This window comes from Paenarthrobacter sp. RAF54_2 (assembly GCF_052113945.1).
GTDB lineage: Bacteria > Actinomycetota > Actinomycetes > Actinomycetales > Micrococcaceae > Arthrobacter.
Genome location: NZ_JBFRDV010000005.1, coordinates 88312 through 104642 on the forward strand (window position 1 = coordinate 88312; position 16331 = coordinate 104642).

Sequence of the window (16331 nt, forward strand, 5' to 3'; positions counted from 1 at the left end):
GATCTCGTGACTCAAACCCCAACCCTGAGCAGGCGCTCCCAGTCGTCCGCTCCCTCGCAGCCGCGCACCTCGCGGCGACGAGGGGCGGACGCCCGCGCCGGCTACACCTTCCTGCTTCCTTGGCTGCTCGGATTCATTGCCCTGACCGTGGGTCCGATGATTTCTTCGCTGTACCTCTCCTTTACCAACTACAACCTTTTCGATCCCCCCAAGTGGATAGGCCTGGACAACTACGCCACGCTCTTCCAGGACGAACGTTTCCTGCAGTCGGTAGGCGTAACCCTGAGCTATGTAGTGTTCGGTACGCCTTTGAAGCTCGCTGCTGCCCTGGCGATCGCCATGCTGCTGAACAGCAAGCGAAAGGGACAGGGGTTCTACCGTTCCGCGTTCTACGCTCCCTCCCTGATCGGTGCCAGTGTTTCCATCGCAATTGTCTGGAAGGCGATGTTTGGCGATTCCGGTCCTGTGGATGAGAGCCTGTCCTTCTTCGGGATCAACCTCGGCGGTTGGGTGGGCAATCCATCCATGACGATGCCCATGATGATCCTCCTGACGGTGTGGCAGTTCGGCGCCCCGATGGTGATTTTCCTGGCCGGGCTCAAGCAGATTCCTGCAGACCTCTATGAAGCAGCCTCGATGGATGGCGCAGGTCCGGTCCGTAAGTTCTTCAACATCACCTGGCCCATGCTTTCCCCTGTGATCTTCTTCAACTTGCTGATGGAAACCATTCACGCGTTCCAGATCTTCGCCTCGGCCTACATCATCTCCAATGGTGAAGGCGGCCCCGCAGGCTCCACCCTCTTCTATACCCTCTACCTGTACTTGCGCGGTTTCAGCGACTTCCGGATGGGCTACGCCTCTGCAATGGCCTGGCTCCTGGTGATCGTGGTCGGCATCATCACGCTGATCTTCTTCAAGACCTCCAAGTCCTGGGTCCACTACAGCGGTGATTCAAAATGACAACCATGGCAACCCCCACCCAGTCCACGCCCGCCACGCCAGCTCCGGTGTATAACCCGAAGTCCGAGTCAGGCACGGTCAAGCACATCAAAAGCATCATCTTCCACATCGTTGCGTTGGCGCTTGTGGGGGTAGTCCTCTACCCGGCTCTGTGGATGGTGGCCTCGTCCTTCAAACCGAACTCCGAAATCGGTGGTTCCACCACCCAGCTTTGGTCCAACAACTTCAGCTTCGACAACTTCGTCACGGCCATGGACGGCATCGGCGGGGTGTCCACGCTGACGTTCTTCACCAACTCCCTCATTCTGGCCGTCGGTGCAGTAGTCGGCACCATCCTTTCAGCGAGTGTCTCGGCGTACGCTTTTGCCCGCATCAACTTTCCCGGCCGCGGAATCTTCTTCGGCATGATGATTGCTACCTTGCTGCTCCCGTTCCATGTGGTGATCATCCCGCAGTACATCGTGTTCCAGCAGCTTGGCCTGGTAGACACCTATGTGCCGCTGTTGATCGGTAAGTTCCTCGCCGCGGACGCGTTCTTCGTGTTCCTCATGGTCCAGTTCATGCGCGGCCTCCCGGCCGAACTGGACGAAGCAGCCCGCATCGACGGCGCAGGTCACGTGCGGATCTTCGGCTCCATCATGCTCCCGCTCATGAAGCCGGCATTGATCTCGACGTCGATCTTCTCCTTCATCTGGAGCTGGAACGACTTCCTGGGCCCGCTGCTCTACCTGAACACGCCAGAAAAATACCCGCTGCCGCTGGCTTTGCGGCTCTTCGTGGACCAGACCCAGAGCTCGGACTACGGAGCCATGATCGCCATGTCAGTTCTTGCGCTCTTGCCCGTGTTGGTCTTCTTCCTGGTCTTCCAGCGCTACATCGTAGAAGGCGTTTCAACACAGGGCCTCAAGGGCTGACGGACACCGAAAACCGAGGAAGAAAATGAGCATCATGGACACCACAGGAAAGTCCTCTTCGGACAAGCAGGCCATCTCGGTCAACCGCTTTGCCCTCTTCTCCGAGACCATCCTCGCCGGAGTCGTTGTGCTCCTCCTGTCCGTCCCGTTGGTGACGGTGCCGGCCGCCTATGCTGCCGGCGTCGCGCATCTTGAGCGGCACCTCAGTGGAAGGGATGACTCCCTTCGGAGCCTTTGGGGCAACTTCCGCCGTGCGCTTCCCGGCAGTTGGAAGATCGGAATCACGACGGCGGCAGCCGCCGTCGTGATTGTCCTTAACCTGGTGCTCGCACTGGTGGGTCAACTGCCCGGGCGGGTACTGATTCTGCCGGCGACCTTGATTCTGGCGGCCGCAGCGGCCGTGCTCCTGCTCAGGATCGCCGGCAACTGGAGCGGCGGAGTGGTCTGGGCGGGCGACGCCGGCCGGAAGTCTGTGGATCTTCCGGGTCCACAGCAGCAGTGGCGGCTTGCCTACTCCCAAGCCAAGGCTGATTCGTTCCGTGATGGGAGCGGTTCGCTGTTGCTCCTCGCGGCCGTTTTCGTGGCAGTCGTTTTTGTGTGGATGCTGCAGGCGCTCTTCGTGATTGTTCCCGGCATGCTGATTCTGGCCGCTGCTGCGGTCAAGATCAGGGCTGCCAGCCGCACCAAAAACTGAGTGTGCATCCGACTACCCGCTGAATCGAGCAGAGCACCCCGTGTCACCGCGTCCCAAATCCGGGTCTTCCACCAAAGCAGCCATTAGTCGCTCCAGAGAGACTTGGTATTACCCACTCCGCCACCACAATTACCGGATCTTCGTGATGCTTTCGCTCGTCGGCAGCGGCGGAGTGTGGATGCAACGACTCGCCCAGGACTGGCTCGTCCTGCAACTCACCGGAAGCCCGGCCGCGGTGGGGTTGGCCGTGGCACTTCAATTCCTGCCCATGTTGGTGGTTGGTCCTATCAGCGGTGTGCTGGTGGATCTCTTTCCGAAGCGCCGAATCCTCATGGTGTGCCAGTCTGTAGCTGCACTACTGGCCGCTGGACTAGCCGTTTGGAATGCCATGGGAGGCACGGACGTGTGGGTTGTCTACGGCTCCTGCATTGCTTTGGGAATTACCAGCTCTATTGATGGGCCCGCCCGGCAAGTCTTCGTCAATGAGGTAGTAGGTGATGTCGGCCTACCGGCGGCCATCGGCCTCAACAGTGCGATAGGTCAACTGGGTGCCATGCTCGGTCCCGCCCTGGCTGGCGTCGTCATTGCCCAAGCTGGCCCAGCCGCTGCGTTTGCGACGAACGCGGGGATCGGGGTGGCCGTTTTGGTGATGATCGCCATTGTTCGGCCATCTGAGCTTCATCACGCACACGACCCTGACAGCCCGCCGCGGGATAGGCGTGGACAAATCCTGGCAGGCTTCGAGTATGTGAGTGCCAGGCCCCAGCTTCTCCTCATCATGCTGTTGGCGGGTCTCTTGGGAGCCTTCGGCATGAACGGTCCAGTGATCCTCGCAGCATTCGCTGACCGTGTGTGGCACAGCGGTCCTGCCGGATTTGGGCTCTTCAATATGGTCAGCGCCTTGGGAGCCTTGGCTGGCGCCCTCCTAGCTGCCCGAATCAAGCACTTGGGTCGCAAAGGGATCGTGGGTAGCGCCGCACTCTTCGGGCTCACGCAGCTCCTTGCCGCGCTCATGCCTACGCAGGAATTGTTCGTAGCCATGCTCGTGGTGGTTGGCTTCATGACTCTCATGTTCCTCACCAGTGCGGCCACCAGCGTCCAGCTCGAAGCTGGCGCAAGCGTGCGTGGCAGGGTGTTGGCCCTCTACTTTCCACTTCTCTTGGGTGGGCATGCCTTGGGAGGCTTGCTCGCCGGCTGGCTCACGGAAGATTTCGGCGTGCGTACCGCACTGCTGGTCACCGGTGCGCTGGGTATGGCTTCCGCGGTGGTGATTGGCTTCCTTCTTTGGTTGCTGGGCCGAAAGCGGAGTTTTGACCGAGCCCGTTAAGGTGCTGGGCTCGTTAAGGTACTGGGCTCGTTAAGGTGCTCGGCTCGTTAAGGTGCTGGGCCGGCGCTGCAGTAAGAAGCTCTCCCAAAGTGAGGTCGAAGCTGGAAACCACGTTGCGGGAGGCGGCGGTGCGACGGGTGTTGCCCGAGCGACAGGCCTGGCTGGGGCGCGCGGATGCCCTGGCAGTGGTGGGGCTTTGGATTGGTATCTGTGTCCGGTGGGGGTGCTGATTTCCAGTTGACGCCGGCCGCCGGGGATTGTTTTTGCGTTCCAGCCGGGGTTCTCTTTGGTGTGGTTGCAGGCTTCGCAAAGTCCGGCCCCGTTGGCGAGGCTCGTGGTGCCGCCGTTGTGCCAGGGAATGACGTGGTCGATGTGACGGATGGGCGCGTCGCAGTAGGGGGTGCGGCAGGTGTCGTCGCGGGTTTCGATGAAGCGGCGCATCCCGGGTGGGAAGAGGCGTGCTTTGGAGTCCATGGCCAGCAGTTCTCCGCTGGCTGGAGCGGTGTAGAGCCGGCGGAGCAAGACTTTGAAGTCCCTACCTTCCTTGGGCTCCGGGCTCGCTGTGGATTCCGGGCCCACCTCGGCTTGCCCCTCACCCTTCTTGGCTTGCCCGTCGACGCCGGCTTTCGCTTCTTGCCCAGCCTGCCCTCCGGCGAGGAGCGTCCTGGCCCACTCGGCGGGGACGATTCCGTAGCCTTGGAGGCGTGCGGGTTCGCTGTTGCCTTGGAAGAGGGTGCGGTCGGTCATGACGAGGTTGAGGTTGACGCCGCTGATGCCGCCGGGTGTGCCGGTGAGGCGTTCGACGAGGGTGTCGGCCATGACCTGTCCGCGGTTCCGGGTGTCCCCGCCGGAGCGGGCCGAGTCGGCGTGCCGGGTGAGCGCTGCGTAGGCGGCGACGCCCTGGGCGACGGGGAGCAACGCGGTGAGGATGGTCATGGCGTCCGGAGCGGGCCGGAGGCTGACGTGCCGTTCGGACGCGGCGTGGGCGGCGCGCTGGGTCACGGAGCGCGGATCGCGCCGGTAGGCTGCGGCTCGGGCGGCGGCGATGATGGTTTTGTCTCCGGCGCCGTCGAAGGTTCCGGTGTCGGGGGCGAGTTCCTCATCAACCGCGGCCCGGTCCTGGACGGAGAGGCAGGCTGTTTCCTTCACGAGCAGGGTGGCACGCCATTCGTTCAGTTGCCCGGTTTCCAGGGCGGCCATGGTGCGGGGCATCTCGGAGACCAGGGCTTTGGCGAGTCCGAGGAGCCGGGATCCTTTGTTGGGTGATTCACGCCGGGCGAGGGCGATCTGTGCACCGACACCCTGGCTCTGCTCAGCCGCCGGAGCGCCGATCTCCGCATGCGCTTGGCGCTGGGCGAGATCAAAGGCCACAGCGATCCTGGCCTGCAAAGCCGCGATCGCTGACTTCACGTCTTCCAGGCCACGAAGCTGATCGATCAGCTCGTTGCTGCCTGCGCCGACGTGGAAAGAGCCCACCCCGGCAAGCAACTCCTCAGCGTCAGAGCCACCGGACCCAGAGCCGCTGGACAAGGCGGTCCCTGACTTGAGATCCCAAGACCTGGCGTTCCCAGGCGCAGGCGCAGTCGAAACCTGCGTGGGTGCTGGCCTTGCCCGAATCGGATCCATACCCACACTCTGCCCCAGGGCTACGACAATATAAGGCCCCCGACCAACGCCCCGAAAAATAAGTGGCTACGCGCGTTTGCCAAGCAACACCACGAGCCCACTCAACGTCCGGCAACCAACTCCCCAATGGCCTCCACGCTAAGGGTTCCGTCACTGATCCAGACCGTGTTTGTGCGCGTGAGGGACTCGCCTGCAGTTAGCTCAACGGCAGTGTCCCAAGCCAAGGCAGAACCCACGGCAGGGTACTCACTGCAGCGAACAAACCACGGGTCCGCCGATTCGGGAGGTGCGGCAAACACCAAAGTGGCAGGGCCCCCGTCGAACTCTCCACTCCACGCAAGCCACGGCGCAACCGAGCCGTGCACAGCAGCCTCGCCTTCCGCAGCGGCGGAGAAGACGCGTGGGGAATCGTTGCTGGGGAGGCGCCAGAAGAAGCCGCCGTAGCCACTGCCTCCGGCGCCGTGGGAACCGGGACTGCCCAGTGAGACGTCCACGACGGCGGTTAGTTCCGTTTGGATATCGAGTCGCCAGGTGCCGGGGTCCAGAAGCGTTCGCCGGTAGCTCCGTTGCTCTTCGAGGAGGAGTCCGCCGTCGGCCGCGAGCCAGTGGAGGTCAAGCGTGGTTTCGTCCTCTTCGCGGCGCAGGCCGTGGACCTCGATCCGGCCGTGGTTTCTGAGATCTTCATATCTGCCAGCCGCACGCCGATAGCTGCGGCCACCCCAGAAGTTGCTGCCGTTGACATCCTGGAGGGCGAACCCGGCACCGAGATGCCACACGTGGTCCACAGTCATATGTTCCGTCACTACAATCCCTGACGGCGTGGCAACGGGGTGGAGATATGGCCGCGGGGAAAGCTCCGACTCCAAGGCGTCGCCAGCGCGGAAGACTGCAGTGGGAGAGTCAGCATAAGCGGCGAAAAGGGGCTCAGCGGCGGCAGTGTTCTTCCGCGCCCAAGGAAGCCCGAGCTCCGAGAATGTGGCATGAGTGCGGGTTGCCCGCTCCAGGATTTCTTCTATCCCGTGAATCACGGGATGCGCTTGTTCGCCTTCGCCTACCCATTTCACGTATCGCGGAGGAATGAGTGCCGGGGCGTCAGCGGTGCGAATGGCTTCAAGGACGCGCATAAACGCGCCGCTGTCATCCAGTGGACTCAGCAGCGCAGTGCCGTGGGACAAATGGTGGAGCAGGTTTTCAGTGAGATCGTCTCGTCCAAACGTGCGCGTTGTTTCGCCCGCTTCGGTGCGGACCGTCACGTGGTCTTCGGTGTAGTGGAACACGGCCGTTCCCTCGGTCCCGTGCAGCGTGACGTAGGGTTCCACTGACTCGGTGGCGCACAGAGTCAGGGCGCAAGTGATGGGCAGCCCGTCCACTGTCCGTATCCGAATCACGGAGGTATCGTCTGCCTCGATGTCGTTGGCCCGGTAGAGATCCGTATCCACGGCTGCCAGGTCTTGTGCTGTCCGCGCTCCGGCTATCCGGAGGGCCGTGGCGATTGAATGGGCCAAGGGATTGGTGGCGACGCCGTCCACTACGTCAACTCCGCCGAGGCTGCGCCTTCCAGCCCACCGCGAGCGTTTGTAATATGCGCGGTCCCGGACCCAGCGCCCTGTGGCCGTAATGCCTTTGAGCGTTCCAATGCCGGGGAGTTCTGCCGAAGCTTCCCCGCTGGCCAGTTTTTCCAGCGCGGTGAGTGCATGGGAACCCAAACTTTGGAACCCGATCTGCACGCTCCGGCCAGCTGTTGCGGCTGCCTCCTGGAGCTGGATGAAGTCCCTCATGGAAGCGACCGGAGGCTTTTCAAGATAGAGATCTGCGGAGGAAGTCAGCACGGAAAGAGCCAATGGGGCGTGTGTCTGGATCGGAGTTGCCACGATGATCACGTCCGGCCGATGGCCCCCGGCAAGCAGCTCATCCAGATCAGAGTGGACGGCCGTGGAAGGCGGCAACGTGCCTCGGGCCGGGGGATTCGGGTCTGCGACTGCAACGAGATCCACCACGCCCTCCGACCTGAGCCTTTCCAGGTTCTGAAGGTGATGGGCGCCGAAGCCATGAACGCCTACCAGGGCGATCCTTGCAGGTGCAGTCCTGAGGGTGCTGGGACTTTTGGCGGACCCGGCGGAAGTGGTTTCCATGATTCTCCTCTGCTGGCTGGCAACTGCTGGCAAGCACCCGAACGGCGTCGTCGATAAGGCCTTCCTCAAGAGGCCCCAGCGCCTCAGGCTATATCTCGCAAGCCACAACCGGCAAGCGCTTTCCAACAGCTGATTCTGCAAGTGTAGCGCGATCCCTCCGCGAATGTAACGATTCAAATTAAACCTTGACTGGAAGTGCGTGGTCAGTCTAGATTGCGGTGAAACCGTTTACTTGTGACGTGGCGCACTTAGCCAAGTCCGCACCGGCTGGCATTGGTGACCGAGGGGAGATTCCAAGGTAATCCTCGGCGCCAGATAAATGGGCGAGTTCTGCAACGATGGAGAAAGGGAGTGCCATGACTTCTGGGGGATTTGGCTTTCGGGCCTACACGTTCTTCGACACACTCCTATGGATCGCCTGCCTGAATATGCTGTGGATCGTCTTCACGCTGCTGGGTGGCGTGGTGCTGGGGGCCGGGCCCAGTACCGCTGCGGCCCACATCCTGGTCCGTGAAAAGGTACAGGGAAATGCCGTGCCTTTGATGCGTCGCTACGCCAAGGAGTACTTCAAGAACTTTGGGAAGGGCAATGCCCTCGGCGTTCCGGTCTTGGTGGTTGCGGCGGCCCTTGCCCTGAACTGGGGCTACTTTTCTGCCGGCTGGGATCTGGGTTCGCAAGTGGCATCGGCCGCGATCCTCCTGGCTGTCCTCTTTGCCGCCGGAGCCTTGTGCTACCTCTTTCCGATGTTTGCCCGGTATGAGCTGACACTTCCGCAGTACTTTCTGATGTCTTCCCGGTTCGCTATGCGCCACCTCGCGGGGACCGTCATACTCCTGTTCGTGACGGCTGCCGCCGCATTCGCCTGCCGTTCCCTTCCGGGACTGGTGCCCTTCTTTGGTGTTGGCGCTTGGCTCTATGTCACGGGCTGGCTGTGTGACCGATTCTTCGCCGCGAATGATGACGCCATGGCTGCGAAGGAAGCCGGCGCTGCACTTGCAGTTGCAGCTGCAAGTCGCGCAGTGACTCCCTCGACCACCCCTTCCACCGCCAAGGAGACCAGCCTTGCCTGAAACCAGCCGCCAAGGCCCGCCCGCGGGCGCGCGCCGCGTCCTCCATCGATCCCTTGACATCCAAGGGCATGCCGAACTTGTCCAAGGGCGCCCCGAACCGGGCGCAGATTCTCTCGGTGCGAGCACTAATGAAACGTATCAAGACGAGAACGGCCAGCACCTGTGGAGCCTGAAGCGCTTCCCTGGTGTGTCCCCGGAATCGTCGATCGACAACAACCCCGAAGAAGTGGAGTAGGAAAATGTTCCGTAGAAAACCAACGCTGGCGGCCGCCGTCGTCGTCTCTGCCGCCTTGGCCCTGACCGCCTGCGGTGGCGAAGCGCCGGCGTCGGACCTCTCATCCGTCAAGATCATGGCGCCCTTCCTGGAGGCGCAGCCGCCAACGCCGGACGGCGCCGTGCAGAAGAAGCTTGAAGAGCTCACAGGCAAGGACATCAACATCTCGTGGGCGCCCAACGCCTCCTACGAGGACAAGATGAACATCACCCTGGCCTCCTCCGACATCCCGCACGTCCTGGTGGTCCAGGGCAAGTCGCCGGGCTTCGTGAAGAACGCCGAAGCCGGGGCGTTCTGGGACCTCACAGATAAACTCAAGGACTACCCGAACCTCAAGACCACGTTCCCCGAAGTCCAGCAAAACGCCAGCGTCAACGGCAAGGTTTACGGGGTTTTCAGGGCTCGTAATCCGATCCGCGCCGCCGTGATGTTCCGCCAGGATTGGCTGGACAAGTTGGGCCTGAAGGCGCCGCAGACCACAGAAGACCTGTACAAGGTGGCCAAGGCATTCACCGAGCAGGATCCGGATGGCAACGGCCAGAACGATACCTACGGCATCACCATTCCCAAATGGGGCGCCCTGGGCACCAACAGCCCCTACGACATGATCGAGACCTGGTTCGGCGCCGGAAACCGCTGGACCGAGCGGGACGGCAAGCTGGTGCCGAGCTTCGAAACCGAGGAATTCCTGGAGGCCGATCGCTTCATCAAAAAGATGGTGGACGAGAAACTCATCAACCCCGACTTCGCCACCTTCGATCCCACCAAATGGAATGAGCCCTTCTTCAACGGCAAGGGCGGCATAATTGTCGACGTCGACTCCCGGGTCAGCGTGCTGATCAACCTTTTCAAGCAGGCCAACCCGAGCGACTTCCAGAACAAAGTGGGCTTCGTAGGCAGCCTGAAGGGCCCGGACGGTGAACTGCACGCCCACCCGACCGACGGCTACTCCGGCTTCCTTGCCATCCCCAAGTCCAGCGTAAAAACCGAAGCTGACCTGAAGAACGTCCTGACATTCCTGGACAAACTCAACAGCAAGGAAGTTGCCGTCCTGATGAACAACGGCATCGAGGGAGTCAACTTCACGGTTGAGGAAGGCCTGGCGGCCACCATCAAGCCGGAAACGCCGGAGGGCAAGGTAGTAAACACCGACATCAAGAGCTACGCGCAACTCGGAACCAACGTCACTGGGAACAACTTCTACCCAGTGAAGCAGGCGTCCGAGTACGAGCAGAAGGTCTTTGACGACCGCGTCGCAGTGATGGCAAACGACCTCAAGAGTGCCGTGTACAACCCGGCCGCGGCCTTCGTTTCGCCCACGTATGTCGCCAAGGGTGCGCAACTGGACAACATCGTGGCCGACGCCCGCATAAAGTACCTCGCCGGACAGCTGGACGAGCAGGGCTTAAAGGATGCCATCAAGCTGTGGAACACCAGCGGCGGTGACAAGGTTAAAGAAGAAATAAACAAGCTGTGGCAGGACACCAAGAAGTGACCGCCCCGGTCGTCGAAGCCAAAGCCCCGGAGCGGGTGGCCAGCAAGCCGCCCGCCCCGGCGCGGCGACGCAGCTTTGCAGTCCACTTCGCGCATTACAAATGGTTGTATCTGCTGCTCCTGCCCGGCGTCGTGTACTTCGCGGTGTTCCGTTACGGTCCCATGTACGGTGTTTCGATTGCCTTCAAGGACTACGTTCCGTTCCTGGGCGTCAACGGCAGTCCTTGGGTAGGTCTGACGAACTTCACCGACTTCTTCGCCAACCCGGACTTTCCGAGGTTGCTGGGCAACACACTGATCCTGGCGTTCCTGAACCTCGGGATCGCCTTCCCGCTGACCATCGTCCTGGCATTGCTGCTCAACGAGGTCCGGCTTTCGGTGCTGAAGCGAACCGTCCAGACACTCGTCTACATCCCGCACTTCCTGTCCTGGACTATTGTGGCGTCGCTGAGCTTCCTGCTGTTCGCCCTGGACATCGGACCCTTGTTCCAGTTCGTCAACGGATTGTTCGGCACCAACGTGGATATCCTGTCCGATCCGAACTGGTTCCGGCCGCTGATTGTGCTTCAGGAGATCTGGAAGAACACCGGTTGGGGAACCATCATCTTCCTGGCAGCGCTGGCCACCGTGGACCAGGACCAGTACGAGGCCGCAATTATCGACGGCGCCGGCAGGTTCCGGCGCGTCTGGCACATCACCTTGCCCGGCATCCGGTCCACCATCATCGTGATGCTCATCCTGGCCATCGGGCAGATGCTCAACACCGGCTTTGAGCAGATCTACCTCATGACCAACGCACTCAACCGCAGCGTGGCCGACGTCTTCGATACCTACGTGTACTTCGTAGGCATCACCCAAGGCGCCTACAGCTACAGCACCGCCGTCGGGCTTTTCAAGTCTTTGGTGGGCATCGTACTGATCTTCGGCACTAACTGGCTGTCCAAGCGGTTCAACCAGAGCGGACTTTTCTAATGAAGATTCATAACACGCGGGGCGGGCGGATTTTCGATGCCGCCAACTACGTCTTCCTGACGCTGATCGGCATCATCACGCTGTTGCCTTTCGTCTACGTCCTGGCAGGATCCTTCGCCAACGAAGCGGAAATTACCCGGCGGGCGTTCTTCGTCTGGCCCGAGCAATTCACGTTGGGGGCCTATGAGTACATTTTGTCCACGCCGTCCTTTACCAGAGCCCTGATCACCACCGTGCTGGTCACACTGGTTGGGACGCTGGTGCAGTTGGTTCTCACGGTCACCATGGCCTACCCGCTGGCGAAACGTGGACTTCGTGGCCGGAAACTGATCCTGTCCCTGGTGGTTTTTGCCATGGTCTTCTCAGGCGGAATGATTCCAACGTTTCTGCTGGTGAAGGACCTGGGCCTGCTGAACAGCTACTGGGCGCTCATCCTGCCTGCGGCCATCAACCCATTCAGCCTGATCATCATCAAAAACTTCTTCCAGGAACTCCCTGCCGAACTCGAGGAATCGGCCAAGATGGACGGCGCCACCGAGATCGGAATCCTCTGGCGGATCCTGCTGCCGTTGTCCAAGCCGGTGCTGGCAACCTTTGCGCTTTTTTACGCTGTAGGTATCTGGAACGACTTCATGTCTCCCTTGCTCTACCTGAGCGATAACAACATGTGGACCCTGCAGATGTACCTGCGCCAGGTGACAGCTGCCTCGGATCTCCTTGGCACCGGCAATGTGGATCCGTCGTACATCCCGCCCGAGCAAGGCATCAAGTTCGCCGTGATCGTGGTGGCAACCCTGCCCATCCTCATCTTCTACCCCTTCCTGCAGAAGCACTTTGCCAAGGGAATGCTGATCGGTTCGGTTAAGGGGTAGGGGCTCGGCATGATGAAAGGAAAATCATGAAAATCCTCCTCGCGGGCGACTCCACCGTGGCGGCCTGCCCCAGTTACGAATACCCGATGAGCGGTTGGGGAGCCCACCTCGCGCCCGAGACCTATTGGTGGGCTGCGGTCCACAACTATGCCAAGGGCGGTGCCAGCACGGAGTCGTTCCGCGATGAAGGCCTCTGGTATCAGCTGCTGGGCCAGACCGTGAAGGGCGATCTCGTGCTGATCCAATTCGGGCACAACGACCAAAAGCGCGCCCATCTCGCTGCCCGGACGGGCTACACCGACAACCTGAAGCGAATGGTGGCCGACGTCCGTTCCAAGGGCGGCATTCCCCTTCTGTGCACGCCAGTGGAGCGCCGGCATTTCACGGCCGGGCGTCTGGACCTCACCCTGGGTGAATATCCTCTGGTGGTTCACGAGTTGGCGGTTGAGCTTGGCTTGGACCTCATCGACCTCAATGAATGGACCCGCGCGCTGTACCAAGAGCTGGGGGAGGAGGGGTCCAAGGAGTTGTTCTTCCACTTTGCCCCCGGAGAGCATGCGCACTGGGCTGGCGGTCTGGAGGACAACACACACTTCCACGAGAAAGGAGCCAAGCGGATTGCCGGTTTCGTCGCGGAGCAACTCGAGGCCCTCGGCTACGGACTGGTGGCCACCCTTACCGTGGGGGCGAAGGCGTGATCTATGCCAACCCTTTGCAGGGTCCTTCGGATATCGCTGGTTGGGTCGCCGAGGGGCCGGTTCAGTTGGGCATTTACGACGACGGCGGGCCGGCCTTGGCCCCGGAGGGAACCGCCGGCTCGGGGCCGGCTTTCGCAGAAAGCACAGCACTTCTCCTTTCCGGTTCCCTCGACCCAGAGGAACACGGAGACCACGCCCATTGGACCCTCTGGTGCCCTGAAGAAGTCCCGGACCATGTCCGGATCAGGTGGGAGTTCCTTCCGCTTGAGGAACCAGGCCTGGCCATGGTGTTCTTCTCTGCGCGGGGGCACGACGGCAAGGATCTGTTCTCTCCCGACTTGGCTCAGCGCACCGGCTATTACCCGCAGTACCACTCAGGGGATATGGATGCGCTCCACATCTCCTACTTCCGCCACAAATACGCCGCGGAGCGGGCCTTCAGGACGTGCAACCTGCGCAAAAGTGCCGGCTTCGAACTCGTATCGCAGGGAGCGGACCCGCTTCCTCCAGCCGAAGACGCGGGCGGCTTTTATCGGATGGAAGTTATCAAAGATGGTCCCCGCGTGGTCTTTTCGATTAATGATTTGCCCCTGTTTGACTGGGTGGACACCAGCCGGGAACTCCTGGGCGGCGGCTACTTCGGGATACGTCAGATGGCCCCTTTGCGGGCGGCGTACCGGAACCTCTCCATCACATCGCTGTAGCCCTTTTCCAGATCTGACGTCTCGTGACGGACGACACAACCTTATGACGTAGGATGTCCTCATGCCTCTCTTTGACCTGCCCCTTGAGCAGCTCCGTAACTACACTTCCAGCGCAGTTCCGCCTGCTGATTTCGACGCTTTCTGGGAGCGCACCATCGCCGAGGCCCAGACCTTGCCGCTGAATGCTGTGTTCGAGCCCATGGACAACTACCTCAGCGTCATCGACACCTTCGACGTCACTTACTCCGGCTTCGGTGGAGGCCGCATCAAGGGCTGGCTCCACATTCCTTCGCACCTTGAACCAGGGCAGCAACTTCCCGTTGTCGTGGAGTACATCGGCTACTCCGGTGGACGCGGACTGGTTAACCAGAACACCCGGTGGGCGCAGGCCGGATACGCCCACTTCATCATGGACACCCGCGGTCAGGGCTATGGGGGCGTATCCGGTGACACCCCGGATCCGCATCCATCAGCCGGCGGCATCAACTATGCAGGGCTGATGACCCGGGGAGCTGACCATCAGGACGATTACTACTTCCGCAGGGTCTACGTGGACGCCTTCCGTGCGGTAGAAGCGGCGCAGAGCCATCCCGCCGTCGACCCTTCCAAAGTGGTGCTCGCCGGAATCAGCCAAGGTGGTGGCATCACGGTGGCGGCCGCCGGGCTGGTGGCCGGAAGGCTCGACGGCGTGATCGCCGCGCTGCCCGACGTCCCGTTCCTGCAGGACTTTCCCCGTGCGATCGACATCGCGCCACGCGGGCCATACCCCGAAATTGCCGGCTTCCTGGGGCGGCACCGCGACAAGTACGAGCCCATGCTTGCCGTTCTGAACTACTTCGATGGCGTGCATCTCGGCCGGGCAGCCACAGTGCCCGCCCTGTTCTCAGCCGCCCAAATGGACGACATTTGCCCGCCGTCAACCGTATTTGCGAGCTTTAACAATTACGGTCTTTCGGGAGGTGGGCCCGTTAAGGACATTGAGGTCTACCGCTTCAACAACCACGAAGGCGGCCAGGAACACCACTGGATCAAGCAGCTCCAGTTCCTTCGCAAACTTTTGTCATCATGACGGACCCAATTTGCCCGGTTTGACGAACCGCGGCTATGGTGTGGCTATGACTAACCGTTGGTATGCGTATTTTTCGTTGGCTCTGGAGGGGCCCGCGTCTAACTGACACGCATCCAACTTTCCTTCAGAGCCAGCAGGGCAGAGATTATTCTCTGCCCTTCGCCATATCCGGCGGGTTCTGAAAAGGGGCCCGCTCCGCATCCGGAACAGGACCCAGAAATGACCAGCATCGCTGCAGAATCCACCGAGACACTCGATAACGAGGCACTCCCCGCTGCCGGGAAAGCTTCCCAGCCCGCCACCTCCAACTTGCGCGTGGCCCGCTTCGAGCCGCTTCCGCCCCCTAAGGACCTCATCGCCGAGTTGCCGCTGGACGCCCGCTCAGCTGCCGTCGTCGACCGTGGTCGGGATGAAGTCCGGGCCATCATGGACGGCGTGGACGACCGCCTGCTGGTAATCGTCGGGCCTTGCTCCATCCACGATCCCAAGGCCGGTCTGGAATACGCACGTCGGCTGGTCAGCCAGGCGGAGAAGCACAAGGAAGACCTGCTGATCGTCATGCGGACGTACTTCGAGAAGCCCCGCACTACAGTCGGCTGGAAGGGCCTCATCAACGATCCCCACCTGGACGGCAGCCACGATATTGCCGCCGGCCTGCGGGCAGCCCGCGGCTTCCTCAAAGAGGTCACCGCGCTGGGACTGCCCACCGCCACTGAATTCCTGGAACCCATCAGCCCGCAGTACATGGCCGACCTCGTCTCCTGGGGTGCGATCGGCGCTCGCACCACCGAAAGCCAGATCCACCGCCAGCTTGCCTCCGGGCTGTCCATGCCCATCGGCTTCAAGAACGGCACCGACGGCGACCTCCAGGTGGCCATCGACGCGTGCGGCGCGTCTGCCGCTGAACAAGCCTTCCTCGGAATCGACGACGACGGCCGCGCGGCTCTCGTGGCGACGTCCGGCAACCCGGACACCCACGTGATCCTGCGCGGCGGGCGCAAGGGCCCCAACTACTCTGCCGACGATGTTGCAGCTGCTTCGGCCAAGCTCGGCTCCAAGGGGCTGAACCCGCGCTTGATCGTGGACGCCAGCCACGCCAACAGCGGCAAGAGCCACCACCGCCAGGCTGAAGTTGCCCTGGAAATCGGTGCGCAACTTGAGGCGGGCGAGACCTCACCGATTGCTGGCGTCATGCTGGAGAGCTTCCTCGTGGGAGGGGCGCAGAACCTGGATGTGGCCAAGCAGCTCGCGGGGGAGCAGGAGCTCGTTTACGGCCAGAGCGTCACCGATGCCTGCATGGAATGGGACGTCACCGCCTCGGTGCTGGAACAGCTCGCTGCGTCTGCCCGGAAGCGCCGGCTGGTTTCGGGGGAGTAGCCGGGGAGTAGAGTCCCACTTACCGGAAATGCTTTCACATTGGTCACTTCAGCCTCTAGAGTATCTAGCACATGGTTGTTTGATGGCTCAGCATCGGCACACCGTTCTACTGGGGGTGTCCTGTCCAGCTGAGAGCAAAGGAATATGG

At 61.5% G+C, this 16331-nt stretch carries 15 protein-coding genes; 13 read left to right on the top strand and 2 right to left on the bottom strand.

Translation table 11 applies throughout. The features are described 5' to 3' along the window. Positions 1-6 precede the first annotated feature (6 nt). Genes AB4Y87_RS05810 through AB4Y87_RS05825 form a run of 4 tightly spaced genes read left to right on the top strand, consistent with a single transcriptional unit; the run spans position 7 to position 3895 of the window. Positions 7-960, top strand: coding sequence for a carbohydrate ABC transporter permease (locus AB4Y87_RS05810; RefSeq protein WP_431116433.1), 954 nt, complete (start codon positions 7-9; stop codon positions 958-960). Beyond that, positions 957-1874, top strand: a complete 918-nt coding sequence (locus tag AB4Y87_RS05815; protein WP_442003474.1) for a carbohydrate ABC transporter permease — start codon at positions 957-959, stop codon at positions 1872-1874. The genes AB4Y87_RS05810 and AB4Y87_RS05815 overlap by 4 nt, the downstream gene beginning before the upstream one ends. Before the next feature lie 25 nt (positions 1875-1899). Beyond that, a complete protein-coding gene (locus AB4Y87_RS05820; protein ID WP_442003475.1) occupies positions 1900-2568 on the top strand; it encodes a Poxvirus protein I5 in 669 nt (222 codons plus the stop codon). Between the two features lie 40 nt (positions 2569-2608). Further along, on the top strand, positions 2609-3895 hold the full coding sequence (locus AB4Y87_RS05825; protein WP_442003476.1) for an MFS transporter: 1287 nt from the start codon (positions 2609-2611) through the stop codon (positions 3893-3895). Between the two features lie 30 nt (positions 3896-3925). Here the strand turns inward: AB4Y87_RS05825 and AB4Y87_RS05830 are convergent, their stop codons facing one another. Both AB4Y87_RS05830 and AB4Y87_RS05835 read right to left on the bottom strand, forming a co-directional pair. After that, on the bottom strand, positions 3926-5521 hold the full coding sequence (locus AB4Y87_RS05830) for an HNH endonuclease (RefSeq protein WP_442003477.1): 1596 nt from the start codon (positions 5519-5521) through the stop codon (positions 3926-3928). A gap of 101 nt (positions 5522-5622) precedes the next feature. Then, complete coding sequence (locus tag AB4Y87_RS05835) at positions 5623-7653, bottom strand: DUF6807 family protein (RefSeq protein ID WP_442003478.1); 2031 nt, start codon at positions 7651-7653, stop codon at positions 5623-5625. Positions 7654-8009: 356 nt separating this feature from the next. On the opposite strand from AB4Y87_RS05835, the gene AB4Y87_RS05840 reads away from it, so the two are divergent. The 9 genes from AB4Y87_RS05840 to AB4Y87_RS05880 all read left to right on the top strand — a co-directional run bounded on the left by AB4Y87_RS05840 (position 8010) and on the right by AB4Y87_RS05880 (position 16183). Further along, positions 8010-8723: a YesL family protein gene (locus AB4Y87_RS05840; RefSeq protein WP_442003479.1), complete on the top strand. Its 714-nt coding sequence runs from the start codon at positions 8010-8012 to the stop codon at positions 8721-8723. Next, positions 8716-8958, top strand: coding sequence for a hypothetical protein (locus AB4Y87_RS05845; protein WP_442003480.1), 243 nt, complete (start codon positions 8716-8718; stop codon positions 8956-8958). Before AB4Y87_RS05840 ends, AB4Y87_RS05845 begins: the two co-directional genes overlap by 8 nt. Before the next feature lie 4 nt (positions 8959-8962). Further along, positions 8963-10492, top strand: coding sequence for an extracellular solute-binding protein (locus tag AB4Y87_RS05850; protein ID WP_442003481.1), 1530 nt, complete (start codon positions 8963-8965; stop codon positions 10490-10492). Continuing rightward, entirely contained in the window at positions 10471-11463 is a 993-nt protein-coding gene (locus tag AB4Y87_RS05855) for an ABC transporter permease (protein ID WP_442003482.1), read from the top strand. The genes AB4Y87_RS05850 and AB4Y87_RS05855 overlap by 22 nt, the downstream gene beginning before the upstream one ends. Next, positions 11463-12335, top strand: a complete 873-nt coding sequence (locus tag AB4Y87_RS05860) for a carbohydrate ABC transporter permease (RefSeq protein ID WP_442003483.1) — start codon at positions 11463-11465, stop codon at positions 12333-12335. The genes AB4Y87_RS05855 and AB4Y87_RS05860 overlap by 1 nt, the downstream gene beginning before the upstream one ends. Before the next feature lie 26 nt (positions 12336-12361). Next, positions 12362-13033: a rhamnogalacturonan acetylesterase gene (locus AB4Y87_RS05865; protein ID WP_442003484.1), complete on the top strand. Its 672-nt coding sequence runs from the start codon at positions 12362-12364 to the stop codon at positions 13031-13033. Then, positions 13030-13737 carry a DUF1961 family protein gene (locus AB4Y87_RS05870; protein WP_442003485.1) on the top strand — a complete coding sequence of 236 codons (708 nt, stop codon included), beginning with the start codon at positions 13030-13032 and terminating at the stop codon, positions 13735-13737. Before AB4Y87_RS05865 ends, AB4Y87_RS05870 begins: the two co-directional genes overlap by 4 nt. A gap of 61 nt (positions 13738-13798) precedes the next feature. Continuing rightward, entirely contained in the window at positions 13799-14806 is a 1008-nt protein-coding gene (locus tag AB4Y87_RS05875) for an acetylxylan esterase (RefSeq protein WP_442003486.1), read from the top strand. Positions 14807-15025: 219 nt separating this feature from the next. Continuing rightward, on the top strand, positions 15026-16183 hold the full coding sequence (locus AB4Y87_RS05880; protein ID WP_442003487.1) for a 3-deoxy-7-phosphoheptulonate synthase: 1158 nt from the start codon (positions 15026-15028) through the stop codon (positions 16181-16183). Positions 16184-16331: the final 148 nt, after the last annotated feature.

Bases quoted from the DNA above. Each gene is read 5' to 3' on its own strand.
- AB4Y87_RS05830 (WP_442003477.1), bottom strand. From the start codon at position 5,521: ATGGATCCGATTCGGGCAAGGCCAGCACCCACGCAGGTTTCGACTGCG.
- AB4Y87_RS05875 (WP_442003486.1), top strand. From the start codon at position 13,799: ATGCCTCTCTTTGACCTGCCCCTTGAGCAGCTCCGTAACTACACTTCC.
- AB4Y87_RS05840 (WP_442003479.1), top strand. From the start codon at position 8,010: ATGACTTCTGGGGGATTTGGCTTTCGGGCCTACACGTTCTTCGACACA.
- AB4Y87_RS05850 (WP_442003481.1), top strand. From the start codon at position 8,963: ATGTTCCGTAGAAAACCAACGCTGGCGGCCGCCGTCGTCGTCTCTGCC.
- AB4Y87_RS05880 (WP_442003487.1), top strand. From the start codon at position 15,026: ATGACCAGCATCGCTGCAGAATCCACCGAGACACTCGATAACGAGGCA.
- AB4Y87_RS05865 (WP_442003484.1), top strand. From the start codon at position 12,362: ATGAAAATCCTCCTCGCGGGCGACTCCACCGTGGCGGCCTGCCCCAGT.
- AB4Y87_RS05815 (WP_442003474.1), top strand. From the start codon at position 957: ATGACAACCATGGCAACCCCCACCCAGTCCACGCCCGCCACGCCAGCT.
- AB4Y87_RS05820 (WP_442003475.1), top strand. From the start codon at position 1,900: ATGAGCATCATGGACACCACAGGAAAGTCCTCTTCGGACAAGCAGGCC.
- AB4Y87_RS05835 (WP_442003478.1), bottom strand. From the start codon at position 7,653: ATGGAAACCACTTCCGCCGGGTCCGCCAAAAGTCCCAGCACCCTCAGG.
- AB4Y87_RS05860 (WP_442003483.1), top strand. From the start codon at position 11,463: ATGAAGATTCATAACACGCGGGGCGGGCGGATTTTCGATGCCGCCAAC.